Here is a 13,889-nt window from a genome sequence, read left to right on the forward strand (position 1 = left end):
TATCAGAGAAAATCGCTACGCTGCAGTAAATGGAACATTATTTAGTTATTGATAAGCGGCCGGTCCGTCGAATATCCATTCGCCAAATCGTAGGTAGAAGTTGTGTTGCGATCTGTATGCTCCAGATTTTACTGAAATTGTGTAGCAGCGCTCGTTGGGAGTTTGGTAGTATCCTGTTGTAAATGCCTCTAACAATAAGGTTCCAAAGTCTTTATTTTTCAAACGCTTGATTTCTTCAAAACCTTTACGTGTGCAACAGTGTTTTAAGGCAAGTTCGTCGTTATTGCTGATGGCTTTCTCTAGGAAACGTATGGCTTTTTCCATGGAGGAAAGATCTAATTCTGTGAGCGGAGCCATACTGGCATTAACCAAACATGAACTGTTTATTTGGAATGCCGGATTGTAGAAAAAGTTCTTCGTATTGTTGAGGAAAATAGGGTCAACACAGAGATAATTTAGTGCTTCGGACGGAAGGAATTCTTGTAGATAAACGTTGCGCATGACGAGCGATTTCAGTGTAGCGTTGTTTCTGCAATCGAGATAGTATAGCTGCTCTAAATCAATAAGTTCTAATGCTTCCAACAAGTTTGATTTACAAGTTAAGCGCTGCAATTGTTTACAGTTGCCAAGTTCTAAAGTTCGTAATTTGTTTGCGCTGCAGTCCAATGAAGTTAAATGGACTGCGTTTTTCAAGTTTAACTCGCTCAAATTATTTGCGCTACAGTCTAAACTGTAGAGGCCATCCAAGACTTTATTTGAAATGCGCGTTAGCTTATTTGCTGGACAGGATAAATTATTGATTTTTATTTCTGGTAAATCGCTGATATTGTTGAAACCACAGTTAAGGAAATTTAGTGCTGTTAGTTCGGTAAATTGCAAAGTTTCGAGACCGATTCTTGCGCAGTAAACCACTTTCAGTGCAGGTACATTTTCAAAAGTCAAGTGCTTTATTTGTACGTGTGGATTGGCGTCTGCTTCTCCCTTATTTTCTGCTGTAAACGATTGTAAGTTTGTAAAATCTGAGACGTTCACAGACTCACGCCCAGAATAGAGTTTCAGCGTCTCAATTTGGGATTTGATGCGTGTATTTAGATTGTTAAATGCTTTAAAATGACAACTGAGTTCTTGCAGGTTATCGGAATTTAAATTGCGTAATGCAACATCGGCATACAAGCTGATCTGCCTAAGCGATTTCAAACCGCGTACGTCCAGCTCTTTCAACTGATTGTTCTCGTTTTCAATCGTCAAAACCGCTAAATTATTAGCATCTTTTAACGAAACACTGCGCAGTTTTTCGTTTCCACGACCAACTTGTAGTTCGGTTAATTGTACTAAGCCATCTAAAGACACATTTGTAAACCGGCAATTTTCGAAAAAGAGGTTCCGTATTTTTTTTAAAGCTCTTAAGTCGAGCGTCTCTTTATTAACATCCTTTAAAACAAGTGTTTCCAGGTTGCTGAAGTGCTCGATTCCGCGCAACGAAATTGGACTTTCATCGAGATTTTTTAGCTGTAAGTTGCTTATTTGTTCAACTTCTAATCTTTGAAGAATTCCATCGCTATTCAAATCGATAGACGTAGTCTGATTAATTAAGTAATCGTAGAAACGCGCGTCGAAGTCGGTTGGTTTTAATTCGGACTGACTAAATCCCGAGTAGGAAAAGAGGCAAAGCGTGAGAACTGTTTTTAAAAGGTGTTGCATGGAAACAAAATTAGTTCGCAAACGAATGTACTAAAAGTACGTATTATTTGCCGACGTTAGTTTGTTTGGAGGCAGAGTTTGCGGAGTGGGGCCTTTGGATTTTGAAATTTTGAAAAAACAACTTAAAATAACGATGTCTCAGAAGAGCTTATTTGAGATTGTTTTTGTAGTTGCTTTGAGAAATTAGGCTTTGGGATGATGTTGGGTAACGGGTAGGGTTATCACCACTAGTACTTTTTCAAGATTATAATTTCTCGTTTCTCTCAGTCAAAATTTCTTTGATTGCAGCTTTAGCTTCCTCAACCGTGTTGTCGTGATTCATTTTTTTTAAAAGTTCTTCAGAAGATAATTTTCGAAACTCGCGTTTAAAAAAATCAATCTTATTTACTCTTGCTTTTTGTATTTCTGTCGCATCTTCTCCAAACCAATTGTCTTTAAGAATCATTAATTCGCTGAATCTTGAGAAAACCAAAATTAAGAGCAAAGTGAATGGAATTAAACTAATAAAACCGAAGTGAACTGAAAAGGTTTCACTGAATTTAACCGCATCAAATGTTGAGAGCAATAATGAAAATGCAAGTATTCCCAAACTCAAGTCCTTTTTTCGAACTATTAAAGCAACAGAAATTGAAATTAAGCTTATTAATCCAAATATAAATTGAGCACGAAATTGTGGATTTCGAGCAATTGAAATTATTACAATTATCCAGAGTATTGTTACTATCAGAATTTCTGGTTTAGCTTTACGCATGGGCTGTTTAAATATTACGAGTAACGATTTGGCGATTGGCGTCAGTTGCAAGCTTCGTAGTTGATTATTTTCTCTTAGATTATAAATTTTTGCGAAACAAAAATGTGAATTTTGCACATTTTTCGCCACTTCTTGAAACGGCTGATAGGCACAGTTTATTTCTTTTCAACACTTTTTTCTGTTTCAAGTTTTTTTATTTTACTTTCCAATGCATTTACCTTGTTAATGAGTTCTTTGGTTTGATTTTTCTCACTCTCTTTAAGCTGTATCATTTTTAAGATATTCTCATTTAATGTTTTAATTTCTTCGTTCTTTTCAACTTTTTCTGATGTAAATACATAGCTCAAAATGCAGAAACATATTCCAAGAATACAAAAGATTGCTTGTAAGTTGAATTTTGATTTTGAGAAATCTAAATCTAATAAGTCTTGATATGCTTTTTTTCTTGCTATATCAATCCCTTTTCCGCCGAAAATAATACTAAATAAGAACATTGTAAAACTTAGTGAAATTGACAAATAAAATAACAATCCAACTTCACGCTTTTCAACCACAAAAAGGAAAATTGCTCCAATTATCGCAATCATAGATAAACAAGCACTTATTAGATTACTACTTAAAGTTACTCCTGTATTTACGGCTAGTCTTTGATTTTCCATTATCCCCAAAGTTCCATTTTTGTTGATAGCAATTTTGGCCACAGAGAATCAATTGATTTTAAGATGTCGTGTCCGCTTATAAGTTGCTCTTTTTTTATTTCTAAACTATTATACATTATAGTTTTAATGTCTGAAGTAACATATTCACGAAGTATATCTTCAGATATTTCTTTGTCATTTTCTAAAATTTGGTACAGAATAGGTTTGATTATCATATTGTTAAAGTTAGTAATCAAAAAATATTTTGCATCTGGTCTAAATGGAGATTTTTTTTGAATTTCAAAATCAAGGATTTCTCTTTTCATTATTTCAATTATTAATTCTTGTCTGATATAAAATTCCCTTAATTCTGAAGAGATTTTCGTAAAACCTAAAAAATCTTTATCGAATCTTGAAAATCTATGAACAAAATATCCGTCCGGATACATGTCATAAAGTAAATCGTATGTTTTGTTGAATTTTTCTTTCATGTCTTGAATTTATTGCGGTTGCGTTAAATTATACATAACGTTTTCAGATTGGCGAAGCGGCGAAAATCGAAGCACAAAAGTTCAATCGAAGAAATACCGTTGAATTTAGCACTGCACGCGCCATTACGCCAAACCGCTTGTTGGCAGCAGTATTTCTTTTCCGGTCGTTTGTTGTTGCTTCGTTGTCAGAGTGTTATTGTCCTACAAGTTTTGAAATTTGGTCAATGATTACAGGTGTCATTGCGTTACCTGCAACAGATTCTAAAATTGTCCTTATTGATTTTAATGATTCCGTAATTATTATGCTTTTCGGTTTGCTTGATTTCTTCTGAATTTCAATCGTCTGAAGTTCGCTTAATAATTCGCTTTGATTTTCGTTTGAAAGATTTAATGAGTCTTTGATGTCATTGAGTTGTGAAACAATTTGTTCAATGTCAACAGCTGTCTGGGCGTTGTAAGTGAAATTTATTGTAGAATTTGTTGTTCCTTGTTGTAAGGTTGAATTATTCATTGTCCCAATGTTGATGATATTGAGAGGTAGAAAATGTTCTGTCGGCTTACTTGGATTTTCAATAGCTTGTTCAACTTCTTTAATTCCCCAATGAGTTAGTCCGATAATACCACCTAAAGCCCTTGATTCTATTAGATGTTCACCAATAAGATAATCTACTATTTGGCTCGTTTCATCACTATTCAACTTTAATTCTGTGCCAACTTCCCACATATCAAACATTGCACCTGTGTCACCGTTTGATGATTCGTAAAGACAATTGAGAAATAAAAATCTGTTCTTTTTCTTTTGTTCTAATGACATTTTATTATTGTTATATTGTTTCGTAAACTTCGTCTTTGTCCAAGAAGCCGAACTCTTCTATTTGTGGTAGAATCTTATTTGCAAGTTGTTCGTTTGCCTTGCTCAATTCTTTTAGTTCGTCTATCGCTAAATTGTGTTCGGTCAAGCAACGTCTGATTTGATACCAACCTGCATCCCAACTGTCAATTTTCCATTTGTTTGTTGCCATTTGGTTAAGGTTTGCATAAAAGAGTTTGTAAACTGTTTTGGCTTTTTCGATTACTTGTTTAGCTTTGTCAGACAATTCGTTTTTTGAAAGCCAATCCGCAACAAAACGGTTTTGGTCGTTTACGATTTGAAGTTTAAAATCAGGGTCTTTGATTTCCCAATGTTTAATTTCTTCGAGTCGGAAAGGGTAGAAGTTGTTTTTTATTTGGTAAGTGCTACCTAAATATTGAACATACTTTAAAGCTGTCGTTTCATTTGATGAAGCAAACAAACTCCAAACTACACAATCGTTTAAAAATTCTTTTGTTGGTTCGGTATGCGGAATTAAAAATTGGTTTCTGTCATTGAGCCAAGTTTGTTTTGGAATTTTTCTAACTGCGTGAAGTGTCAATGCTTTTTCAAAATTTTCCTTAATAACTGTAAACGCTCCCGCACTTACACTTGGCGAGGAAAGTATAGAAACGTAGTTGTTATTTTGAAAGTCGTTGCCTTTACTGCAAATCGAAGCTAAAAAATCTGGTCTTGCTCTGTGTCTTGTATCTGTGTTTCCATCTCTAACAGTTATGCCATTGCTCATTGGTGGCAAAATGTAGTCATTAGAATTTTGTGGTCGAGGAAACCAATTATTTAAAACGTCTTTCTTTTCAATTAACTGCAAATATTTTACTCCAATTGTCTGAGCATCTTCATTTGCAATATCTATTTCGACTGACTTTTTTTCTCTTGGCTTAGATAAATTCCAAATCAAAAATCCGATTGGATATTTTCCTTTAACTCCGTGAAAAGTAGTTGACTTGAATAAAAAACCTTTCTCGAATTTGAAATTGAAAAACTTGTCTCTGTATTCTATGCTGTCAGGAGCATTCAGGTATTTCAATTTAGAGAACATTCCCAAATAGGAATTTTTTGGTAGTTCGTGAGCAATACGAAACATAAACTGGGCAAACAATTCACGTTTGGCGTGTCCAGTATCTTCTCTATCCATTGCAAGCTCAACTTTCGTTTTGCTTACTCCTTTTTTACTGTCGCCTTTTGCTCCACCAACTTGAGCCGTTGCAAATGGCGGATTGATGTAAACTATCCAAGTAATTGTTGGGTCGTTTAATTCGTCTCTTAGTTTTTTGAGAAGTTTCCAATTGGGTTCAAATGGCAAATTTCCTTTGTTGAAAACGTATTCTACATCATCATTCAAGTAGTCGTATTGAAAACAAGTTGCGTTTGGAAATACTTTTTTCAAGTGGTCTGCTTCGCTACCGTGAAGCGTGGACATATACAAATATTTGTACGCTTCGGCAGGCAAGTGATATTCAAGGTTGCCGGTTCCGGCAGCCATATCCCAAATTCTAAATTTGCCTGATTTATACCAATTTTTTCCAAGCACTTCGTTCCAATAGTGAATGGCTTTTTGTCCGAAACGCAAAGGCGTGTAAAATTCACCTTCAAATCTTCTTTGGCTTTCGTCTGTTAGTCGGTCAAGTTTTGCGTGAATACCATTTATAGTTTCAGCATTTTCAACATAGTCGTAAATACTCCAAAAATAATCGTAGTCCTTCATCAGGACTTTTTGCGTTTTTGAGTTCTTGTCTTCAAATGTGAAAACTACTCGGCTGTTGTCTTTGTCAATGATTACTTTGTCTCGCTGAATGTTGGCGAGGAAATAAAAAGATGGCTTGTAGCCGTTTACTATGTAAGGACCGATTATCGATTTCCAATGCTCAAAAACGGCTTCAAAGTTTTCTTCGTTTATTACTTTCTTGTCGCCAAAATCCAAAATCATTTGAGGATTTAAAGCGTTGTCAAGGTTTTTCTTAAATGCTTCTTGCTCTTGTTTTTTAGTAACTGAATAAACGTGAAGTTTTCCTGTTTCGGGTTCTTTAACCAAATGGTCAACAAGCATTGGGTCGGGCTTACTTGCTGGTCGTTCCCAATTGTAAGCGTCATTGGTGTAGTAAGTTGTCCACTTACGAGTTTCTGTTAAAGTTGCTTCGTTTTTGTCGGCAAGGCAAATGAAAAACGGGATAGCTTTCTCTACTTCAACGTATTTCAGTCGTCTGATGTAATATAGTGATTGAGCAAGAATTGTCGCAAGTGCTTTTAAGTTATGAAAGTTCTTGTCTGCCTTAAACTCAAAAAATACTTGTGGTGTATAGAGGTCGTGATGATGCGAAGTGTTGTATTTTATTTTGAAATATGTTGCATAGGTCGCCTTAACAACTTCTTCCGTTGTCGCCCTGTCTAACTGTTTTTTAAATTCTTCAAAAGTCATTTTCTGTTGTCTGTTATTTGTCTATGCACGGTGTCAAATATTGCTGCCAATTTGACGATTGGCGAAGTTTTTTTCATCGTTACAATTTTCAAAAACATTTGTAAAATACTCAATTATAACACTTTGCTCTTAAAAAGTTTTGCGTATTTTGAAAAGGCTAAATTAAACACTTGTTTTATCTCTAATATTAGTGCTTAATAGAACTAACTCTTTTAAATCGCTAAAGTAAACAATCCCTACAACCCAAAACTACCTACTTATAGGTATTTTTTCCACCAAACGTTAGTAACGTATTTTCTAGCCCCGATTGAACGGAAAGCACGCATTTTGAACGGCGATTTTTTAAGGCTTTGCGGCGGCAACCAACGGAAGCCGTGCGCAAAGCCATTAAAAAACAGCCGTGAAAAAGCGGACTTGGAGGAAAAGCGGGAATAGCTACCCGAAAAAATTATTTTACTGGAACGCCGTATAAATCGAAATCGGCGGCGTCAATGATTTCTATATCAGCAAATTCGCCAATTTTTAAGTAATGGGCACTGGCGTCAATCAATACTTCGTTATCCACATCTGGGCTGTCGAATTCCGTACGTCCAACGAAATAGCCGCCTTCTTTGCGATCGATCACACAACGAAACGTTTTACCTACTTTTTGCTGATTCAATTCCCAAGAAATCTCCGATTGAATGTCCATAATTTCGGCAGCTCGCGCTTTTTTCACATCGTCCGGAACGTTGTTTTCGTATTGAAAAGCATGCGTATCCTCTTCATGCGAATAGGTGAAACAGCCCAACCGATCGAAACGCATGGTGCGCACAAAGTTCTTCAGGCATTCAAAATCGGCTTCGGTCTCGCCCGGATAGCCAACGATAAGCGTGGTACGAATAGCCATTTCGGGAACACGCGCGCGAAATTCTTGCAACAAAGCGGTCGTTTTAGCTTCTGTAGTTCCTCGGCGCATCGATTTTAAAATCGGATCGGAAATGTGTTGCAACGGAATGTCGATGTAATTGCAAATTTTCGGTTCTACTTTCATCAAGTCGAGCACTTCCATCGGAAAGCCGGTAGGGAAGGCGTAGTGTAGTCGAATCCATTCAATGCCTTCTACTTCGACTAATGCCTGTAAAAGCTCGGCTAAGGTGCGTTTTCCGTATAAATCTAAACCGTAGTACGTTAAATCTTGCGCGATTAAAATGAGTTCTTTAACGCCATTTTTAGCAAGCGATTTGGCCTCAGCAACCAGTTTTTCAATGGGTTGCGATTTGTGTTTTCCGCGCATCAACGGAATGGCACAAAAGCTACACGGACGATCGCAGCCTTCGGCAATTTTCAAATATGCGTAGTTTTTAGGTGTCGTGGTAAGTCGCTCGCCCAAAAGCTCGTGCTTATAATCGGCGCCTAGAGCTTTTAGCAACAATGGCAAGTCGGTTGTGCCAAAAAATGCATCGATGTTAGGTATTTCTTTTTCCAAATCGGGTCGGTAACGTTCCGACAAACAACCTGTTACAAATACTTTATCAACTTCGCCACGATCTTTTTTTTCAGCGTACTCCAAAATGGTGTTAACCGATTCTGCTTTCGCATTATCAATAAAACCGCAGGTATTAATTACGATAATATTTCCCTCTCGATCACGCGGCGCTTCATGCTCAACGTCTTTCCCCGACGCTTTTAATTGCGTCATCAAAACTTCGCTATCGTACACATTTTTAGAGCACCCCAGCGTAATCACGTTGATTTTATTCTTCTTTAAACTTTTTGTTCTCAAGGTTTCGAAATTGGACTGCAAAAGTACTTCATTTGTTAGAATCTGCCATTTAAATGCGGGAATTTGTGGAAGCCGAATGGAGTTGTTTTTTATTTGGGCGGTCCGGCGGTACACGTTTTGTGGAAATGCATTAACCGCCGTCAGGCCATTCGCTATATCTTTTGCCTTCGTTCCTCCGGCAAAAGGATGCCGCTGCTGTCCTTACCGCAAGTAACGTTTTTGATTGAAAGAGCAGATGTTAATTCGTGTATTTTTTTCTGTTTGAAGTTTATTTAAATAATTGAATTGCAATTTATTACACGAGATAATATTGCAATATTACAAAAACGAAAAAGTAAAGCCGTAAAAGCTCTTTTGCAGTCGTCTCAACCTAACGAAAATCATTTTCCATTAGCCGATTTTTCAAACGTATAAAGCATAAAAAAAGCCGCACTATTGTGCAGCTTTTCGTAGATCACTTTTCTTTTTGTTACAAGGCAAAAACGCAGGTCACTGAAACATTGTTGTTTTTTAAGCGGTATTGCGCCGGGCTGGTGAGTCCTTGTTCGAAAAATCCTGTAGCTGCTTCTCGGCGCATAAGCGTGTAAGCTAAGTCGATACGAAAATGTCTAAAGTTATAGCCCAAACCGCCTGAATACATGGTGACATCACCTAAAGCACGGCTGTCTTTGTACGGACTTTCTTCCATGCGATATCCCGCACGAATCGACCATTGTTTTACATTCAATTCGCCACCTACCCGATATTCGTTAGCTGCGGTTAAAAGCTGTTCTATATTTTGGTTTTGCTGGTCAAAGAATAGGGAAGAAGTGGTAAATTCGGAATTACCATAATCTTTTCTTCCGTAATCAAAACTAAGGGCTCCGTGCTTTCCAAAAACGTATGCAGCACTTAAACCGAGTCGCGAAGGTGTTCTAAGGCGATAACTCGGATAAACAATAGTTACGTTAGGATCCGCGAAAAAGCCTCCGTTTTCTGCGGTAGTTACTCGTAAAATCTGACGATTTTCATCGGTAAAGCGCATCCATGTTGGCGATTGGTAACTCGCACCAATTCTAAAGTTTTTAGTAACTTTTCCGATGGCACCTACTTGAAATGAAAATCCGTTGCCATAGGTGTATAACTCATTGATAAAGTTTACATTCTGTAGTCCAGCATTATTATCATGGCCCGGCGAATTGCGGTAATCTTCATAGAACGAAGATCTTCTTGTATAATCGGTAAAATGAGTGTTTAGATTAAGACCTAAATACAATCGATCTTTATACGATCCTGAAAAATTAAAGGATAATTTTCCGTTTAGTCCATTACTTGCCACCGAGTTTCTTTGAAAAAAGTTGCTCTGAGCGGTAAGATTACTGCTGTAAGTGGTATTATCTGCATTAGGATTAATAATAAATCCCTCGTATCCAAGCCAAGCTTGCTGTTGCTGGTAATCGAGATCTAAAAAATTACTGTTAGTTAATACACCGAGCGGTATACCTTGCGCAAAGTCTAAAAAATAACTATCTACAGATGTGGTTGGATTAGTACCAACTGCAGTTTGTGCGTTTAAAAAATTGTTTTGATTCTCGTAGTTCAGTGCTAATGAAAAAGATTTCCAATCGCTTTTACCGCTTTTATCCGTAAAAACCCACACTGCACCAGCTTGGTTTAAGTCTAGGGTACTGTCGGAGTTTTTAGCATTAGTTCCGAAATAAACACTTTTTGCCGAAGAATTAACGCTACTTAATGTCGCAGCTCCTTGATTGTATGTAAACAATGCTGAACCGGCTGGGTTCAAGGACAGTGCCGACATATCAGCACCAAGTGCACCAAAAGCTCCACCCATGGCGCGAAAACGTGCAGTTCCGTTAGTATTATCTAATCCATATAGCAAGGCATCAGTGACTGATTGTGCTTGAATGGAGCACGTCAATAGAAGTCCACTCGCGCAAAGCAGAATTTTTCTCATGATTGATGATTTAAGAGTTATAATAGATAACATTTTTATTGCTGTTATCGGCGTCCACCGCCACCACCACGGCTTCCGCCACCGCCACCGCCACCCATACGACCGCCGCCGCCTGAGGGAGAGTAACTTCTACTTGGCGAATAGCTTCTGGTAGAGCTGCTGTTTCTGGTGCTAGAGCTCGATGAACGGGAAGGTGAATACGAGTTATTTCGTCCACCTGGACTGTAATTTGAGTTATTTCGAGTACTGCCGTTACGTCCGGAGGTATTGTAATCCGTATTTCGTCGTCCATTTCCGTCGGTAAAGCTATTTCTTGACGTTCCTCGGTTGGAGTAAAGTGAATTTCTGCCGTTTCCGCGGTAAGAAGATTCGTATCTGCCGCGATTTCCATAGCTATTTCTGCCGCCGATACCATTTGCATAATAAGAGCCACGTCGTCCGTAACCTACAGCATAATTACCCCAATTGTTCCAGCCCCAGCCGCCGCCCCAGCCCGGACCATACCAAGAGTTCCATCCCCATCCCCATCCAAGACCCCAACCTGGTCCGTACCAAGAATTCCAACCCCAGCCAAGACCCCAGCCCCAACCAGGTCCCCATGCCCAGCTGTTCCAGCCCGGACCCCAGCCCCAGCCAGCATTCCAACCAAGGCCCCAGCCCCAGTTATCCCAGCCGTTATCGTAGATATTTACTACTGTGGTTTCTGAATTCTCTCCCCAGCCAGCATTTCCCGATGGGCGCTCTTGTACTTGAGTGGAGTCTTGATTCATTTGGGCGATAGCCGTTTCTGTCTCTTCTCGACGAGCGCCAAAATAACTTTTATACGGACTCTCACTAGTCGAATTAGTTGTTGCGTTTGCGTTGTTCGCATATTCTTTTTCGTAATACGAAGTACTTTGATAACTGCCGCAACTGTTTAGCGTTACTAAACTGATGAGCGACATGATGCTAAAGGTAAAAGACGACCGAAATATTTTATTCGTTTTCATATCCAAGGGATTTATTGTCTGACTATACAAATTTACTTAGTTTTGCCCGACCTTTTAGTTAAAGAAATTCAAACAATTTTTATGCCAAATTACAGGCTATGAGCAAGAACCTTACAAGTAGAACGCAAGATTATTCAAAATGGTACAATGAGCTAGTCGTAAAAGCCGATTTAGCAGAAAATTCGGGAGTTCGCGGATGTATGGTTATCAAGCCGTATGGCTACGCTATTTGGGAAAAAATGCAGCAGGAGCTCGACCGTTTGTTTAAAGAAACCGGACACTCTAATGCCTATTTCCCGCTGTTTGTGCCTAAAAGTATGTTTGAGGCCGAGGAAACCAATGCCGAAGGTTTTGCAAAAGAGTGTGCCATCGTAACGCATTATCGTTTGAAAAACGATCCCGACCAGAAGGGAAAACTCATTGTAGATCCAAACGCTAAGCTTGAAGAAGAACTCATCGTGCGTCCAACCAGCGAGGCAATTATTTGGTCAACTTACAAAAACTGGATTCAGTCGTACCGCGATTTGCCACTCCTTATTAATCAATGGGCAAATGTGGTTCGTTGGGAAATGCGTACGCGACTTTTTCTTAGAACAGCAGAGTTTCTCTGGCAAGAAGGACATACCGCACATGCAACACGCGAAGAGGCAATTGAAGAATCAGAAAAAATGATGCAGGTGTACGCCGATTTTGCGGAACGTTTTATGGCGATTCCTGTTATAAAAGGACTAAAATCGCCGAGTGAACGATTTGCTGGTGCTGAAGAAACCTATTGTATTGAAGCACTGATGCAAGACGGAAAAGCTTTACAAGCAGGGACGTCGCACTTTTTAGGTCAGAATTTTGCTAAAGCTTTCGATGTGAAGTTTGCAGGACAAGACGGAAAGTTAGATTACGTTTGGGGAACATCTTGGGGTGTGAGTACGCGTTTAATGGGTGCTTTAGTAATGACGCATTCCGACGATAACGGTCTGGTGCTACCTCCAAATTTGGCGCCAATCCAAGTGGTCATCGTTCCTATTTATAAGTCTGATGAAGAATATGCTGCCGTTTCTGCGAAAGCAAATGAAATTTCAGATCAACTAAAGAGGTTCGGGATACGCGTGAAATTCGACAACCGAACTACGCACAAACCCGGATTTAAATTCAACGAGTATGAGCTCAAAGGCGTTCCATTGCGTATTGCGATCGGACCTAAGGATCTCGAGAACGGAACCGTGGAATTGGCTAGACGTGATACGCTAACAAAGGAGGTTGCTGCCGTAGATGGCATCGCCAATTTAGTAGTTGATTTACTGGAACATATTCAGCAGACACTTTTTCAAAAAGCAGAGTCGTTCCGAAACGAGCACATAACGGCTGTTGATTCTTACGATGAGTTTAAAGAATTGTTAGAAACTAAAGGTGGTTTTTTTGCTGCACATTGGGATGGAACTGCCGAAACCGAAGAGCGCATCAAAGACGAAACAAAAGCAACTATTCGTTGTATTCCACTCGATCGTACTCTGGAAGCAGGAAGCTGTATGTACAGCGGAAAACCATCGATCGGACGTGTTTTGTTTGCAAAAGCATACTAAAAGGCGTTTTTAAATACGTTTTCGTTGCCGTAAGGTTGGTTTTTCAAGTGTTTTATTTAGGCTTTGAAAGCAACTTAAGTTGTTTTTTTGCTGTAGAATAGTGATTTATCAGATATTCAAGCCTTTGCAATTAATACGTAATCAAGGTGTTAACGAATGTCGGTGTGTTTTTTGAAATTTAACCAACAGTTCTGCGAAAAAAATATAGCTCACTATTGCGCGAATAAAAATTAGTTGTATTTTTGCAACCGCATTCAGCGAAATGGCCCGTTCGTCTATCGGTTAGGACGCCAGGTTTTCATCCTGGTAAGGGGGGTTCGATTCCCCCACGGGCTACCAAATTTTGGAAAAACAATTGGTCCGTTCGTCTAGGGGTTAGGACGCCAGGTTTTCATCCTGGTAACAGGGGTTCGATTCCCCTACGGACTACAAATTAAGAATTAAAGAACAAGTATAGCGATGGCAAATCATAAATCGGCCTTAAAGAGAATCAGAAGCAACGAGAAAAAACGCGTGCTTAACAGATATCAACACAAAACAACTCGTAACGCAATCAAAGCTTTACGTCTAACAACTGTGAAGTCAGAAGCTGCAGCTAAATTGTCTGCTGTAATTTCGATGATTGATAAGTTAGCGAAGAAAAATGTTATCCACGATAACAAAGCTTCTAACTTAAAGAGCAAATTAACTAAGCACGTTGCTAAATTAGCATAACGACTTACACGACAGATAGTGA

The 13,889-nt window shown here is 38.7% G+C and carries 11 protein-coding genes and 2 tRNA genes; 4 read left to right on the forward strand and 9 right to left on the reverse strand.

Annotation, left to right across the window (positions count from 1 at the left end; genetic code table 11):
* Positions 1-45: 45 nt before the first annotated feature.
* From Q0064_RS02565 to Q0064_RS02605, 9 genes are all read right to left on the reverse strand, one after another.
* Entirely contained in the window at positions 46-1,701 is a 1,656-nt protein-coding gene (locus Q0064_RS02565; RefSeq protein WP_298143861.1) for a hypothetical protein, read from the reverse strand.
* 244 nt (positions 1,702-1,945) lie between these two features.
* A complete protein-coding gene (locus Q0064_RS02570) occupies positions 1,946-2,569 on the reverse strand; it encodes a hypothetical protein (protein WP_298143864.1) in 624 nt (207 codons plus the stop codon).
* A 38-nt stretch (positions 2,570-2,607) separates the two neighbouring features.
* The gene (locus Q0064_RS02575) at positions 2,608-3,153 is read right to left on the reverse strand and encodes a hypothetical protein (protein ID WP_298143867.1); all 546 of its coding nucleotides are present in this window, start codon (positions 3,151-3,153) and stop codon (positions 2,608-2,610) included.
* Entirely contained in the window at positions 3,111-3,581 is a 471-nt protein-coding gene (locus Q0064_RS02580) for a hypothetical protein (RefSeq protein ID WP_298143870.1), read from the reverse strand. The genes Q0064_RS02575 and Q0064_RS02580 overlap by 43 nt, the downstream gene beginning before the upstream one ends.
* Before the next feature lie 193 nt (positions 3,582-3,774).
* Positions 3,775-4,395: a hypothetical protein gene (locus Q0064_RS02585; protein WP_298143873.1), complete on the reverse strand. Its 621-nt coding sequence runs from the start codon at positions 4,393-4,395 to the stop codon at positions 3,775-3,777.
* Between the two features lie 10 nt (positions 4,396-4,405).
* The gene (locus tag Q0064_RS02590; protein WP_298143876.1) at positions 4,406-6,868 is read right to left on the reverse strand and encodes a hypothetical protein; all 2,463 of its coding nucleotides are present in this window, start codon (positions 6,866-6,868) and stop codon (positions 4,406-4,408) included.
* A gap of 448 nt (positions 6,869-7,316) precedes the next feature.
* Positions 7,317-8,633: a 30S ribosomal protein S12 methylthiotransferase RimO gene (gene rimO, locus Q0064_RS02595; protein WP_298143879.1), complete on the reverse strand. Its 1,317-nt coding sequence runs from the start codon at positions 8,631-8,633 to the stop codon at positions 7,317-7,319.
* A gap of 469 nt (positions 8,634-9,102) precedes the next feature.
* Complete coding sequence (locus tag Q0064_RS02600) at positions 9,103-10,587, reverse strand: outer membrane protein transport protein (RefSeq protein ID WP_298143881.1); 1,485 nt, start codon at positions 10,585-10,587, stop codon at positions 9,103-9,105.
* Between the two features lie 44 nt (positions 10,588-10,631).
* Positions 10,632-11,576, reverse strand: coding sequence for a hypothetical protein (locus tag Q0064_RS02605; protein WP_298143884.1), 945 nt, complete (start codon positions 11,574-11,576; stop codon positions 10,632-10,634).
* Positions 11,577-11,674: 98 nt separating this feature from the next.
* On the opposite strand from Q0064_RS02605, the gene proS reads away from it, so the two are divergent.
* The 4 genes from proS to rpsT all read left to right on the forward strand — a co-directional run bounded on the left by proS (position 11,675) and on the right by rpsT (position 13,867).
* Positions 11,675-13,153: a proline--tRNA ligase gene (gene proS / locus Q0064_RS02610; RefSeq protein ID WP_298143887.1), complete on the forward strand. Its 1,479-nt coding sequence runs from the start codon at positions 11,675-11,677 to the stop codon at positions 13,151-13,153.
* A gap of 264 nt (positions 13,154-13,417) precedes the next feature.
* Positions 13,418-13,492: transfer RNA gene (locus tag Q0064_RS02615), tRNA-Glu, on the forward strand.
* A gap of 18 nt (positions 13,493-13,510) precedes the next feature.
* Positions 13,511-13,582, forward strand: a tRNA-Glu gene (locus Q0064_RS02620).
* Between the two features lie 30 nt (positions 13,583-13,612).
* Entirely contained in the window at positions 13,613-13,867 is a 255-nt protein-coding gene (gene rpsT, locus Q0064_RS02625) for a 30S ribosomal protein S20 (protein ID WP_094485647.1), read from the forward strand.
* Positions 13,868-13,889: the final 22 nt, after the last annotated feature.

The organism is Flavobacterium sp. (genome assembly GCF_027490375.1).
Lineage (GTDB): Bacteria > Bacteroidota > Bacteroidia > Flavobacteriales > Flavobacteriaceae > Flavobacterium.

Bases quoted from the DNA above. Each gene is read 5' to 3' on its own strand.
- Q0064_RS02590 (WP_298143876.1), bottom strand. From the start codon at position 6,868: ATGACTTTTGAAGAATTTAAAAAACAGTTAGACAGGGCGACAACGGAA.
- proS (WP_298143887.1), top strand. From the start codon at position 11,675: ATGAGCAAGAACCTTACAAGTAGAACGCAAGATTATTCAAAATGGTAC.
- Q0064_RS02600 (WP_298143881.1), bottom strand. From the start codon at position 10,587: ATGAGAAAAATTCTGCTTTGCGCGAGTGGACTTCTATTGACGTGCTCC.
- Q0064_RS02585 (WP_298143873.1), bottom strand. From the start codon at position 4,395: ATGTCATTAGAACAAAAGAAAAAGAACAGATTTTTATTTCTCAATTGT.
- Q0064_RS02565 (WP_298143861.1), bottom strand. From the start codon at position 1,701: ATGCAACACCTTTTAAAAACAGTTCTCACGCTTTGCCTCTTTTCCTAC.
- rpsT (WP_094485647.1), top strand. From the start codon at position 13,613: ATGGCAAATCATAAATCGGCCTTAAAGAGAATCAGAAGCAACGAGAAA.
- Q0064_RS02580 (WP_298143870.1), bottom strand. From the start codon at position 3,581: ATGAAAGAAAAATTCAACAAAACATACGATTTACTTTATGACATGTAT.
- Q0064_RS02605 (WP_298143884.1), bottom strand. From the start codon at position 11,576: ATGAAAACGAATAAAATATTTCGGTCGTCTTTTACCTTTAGCATCATG.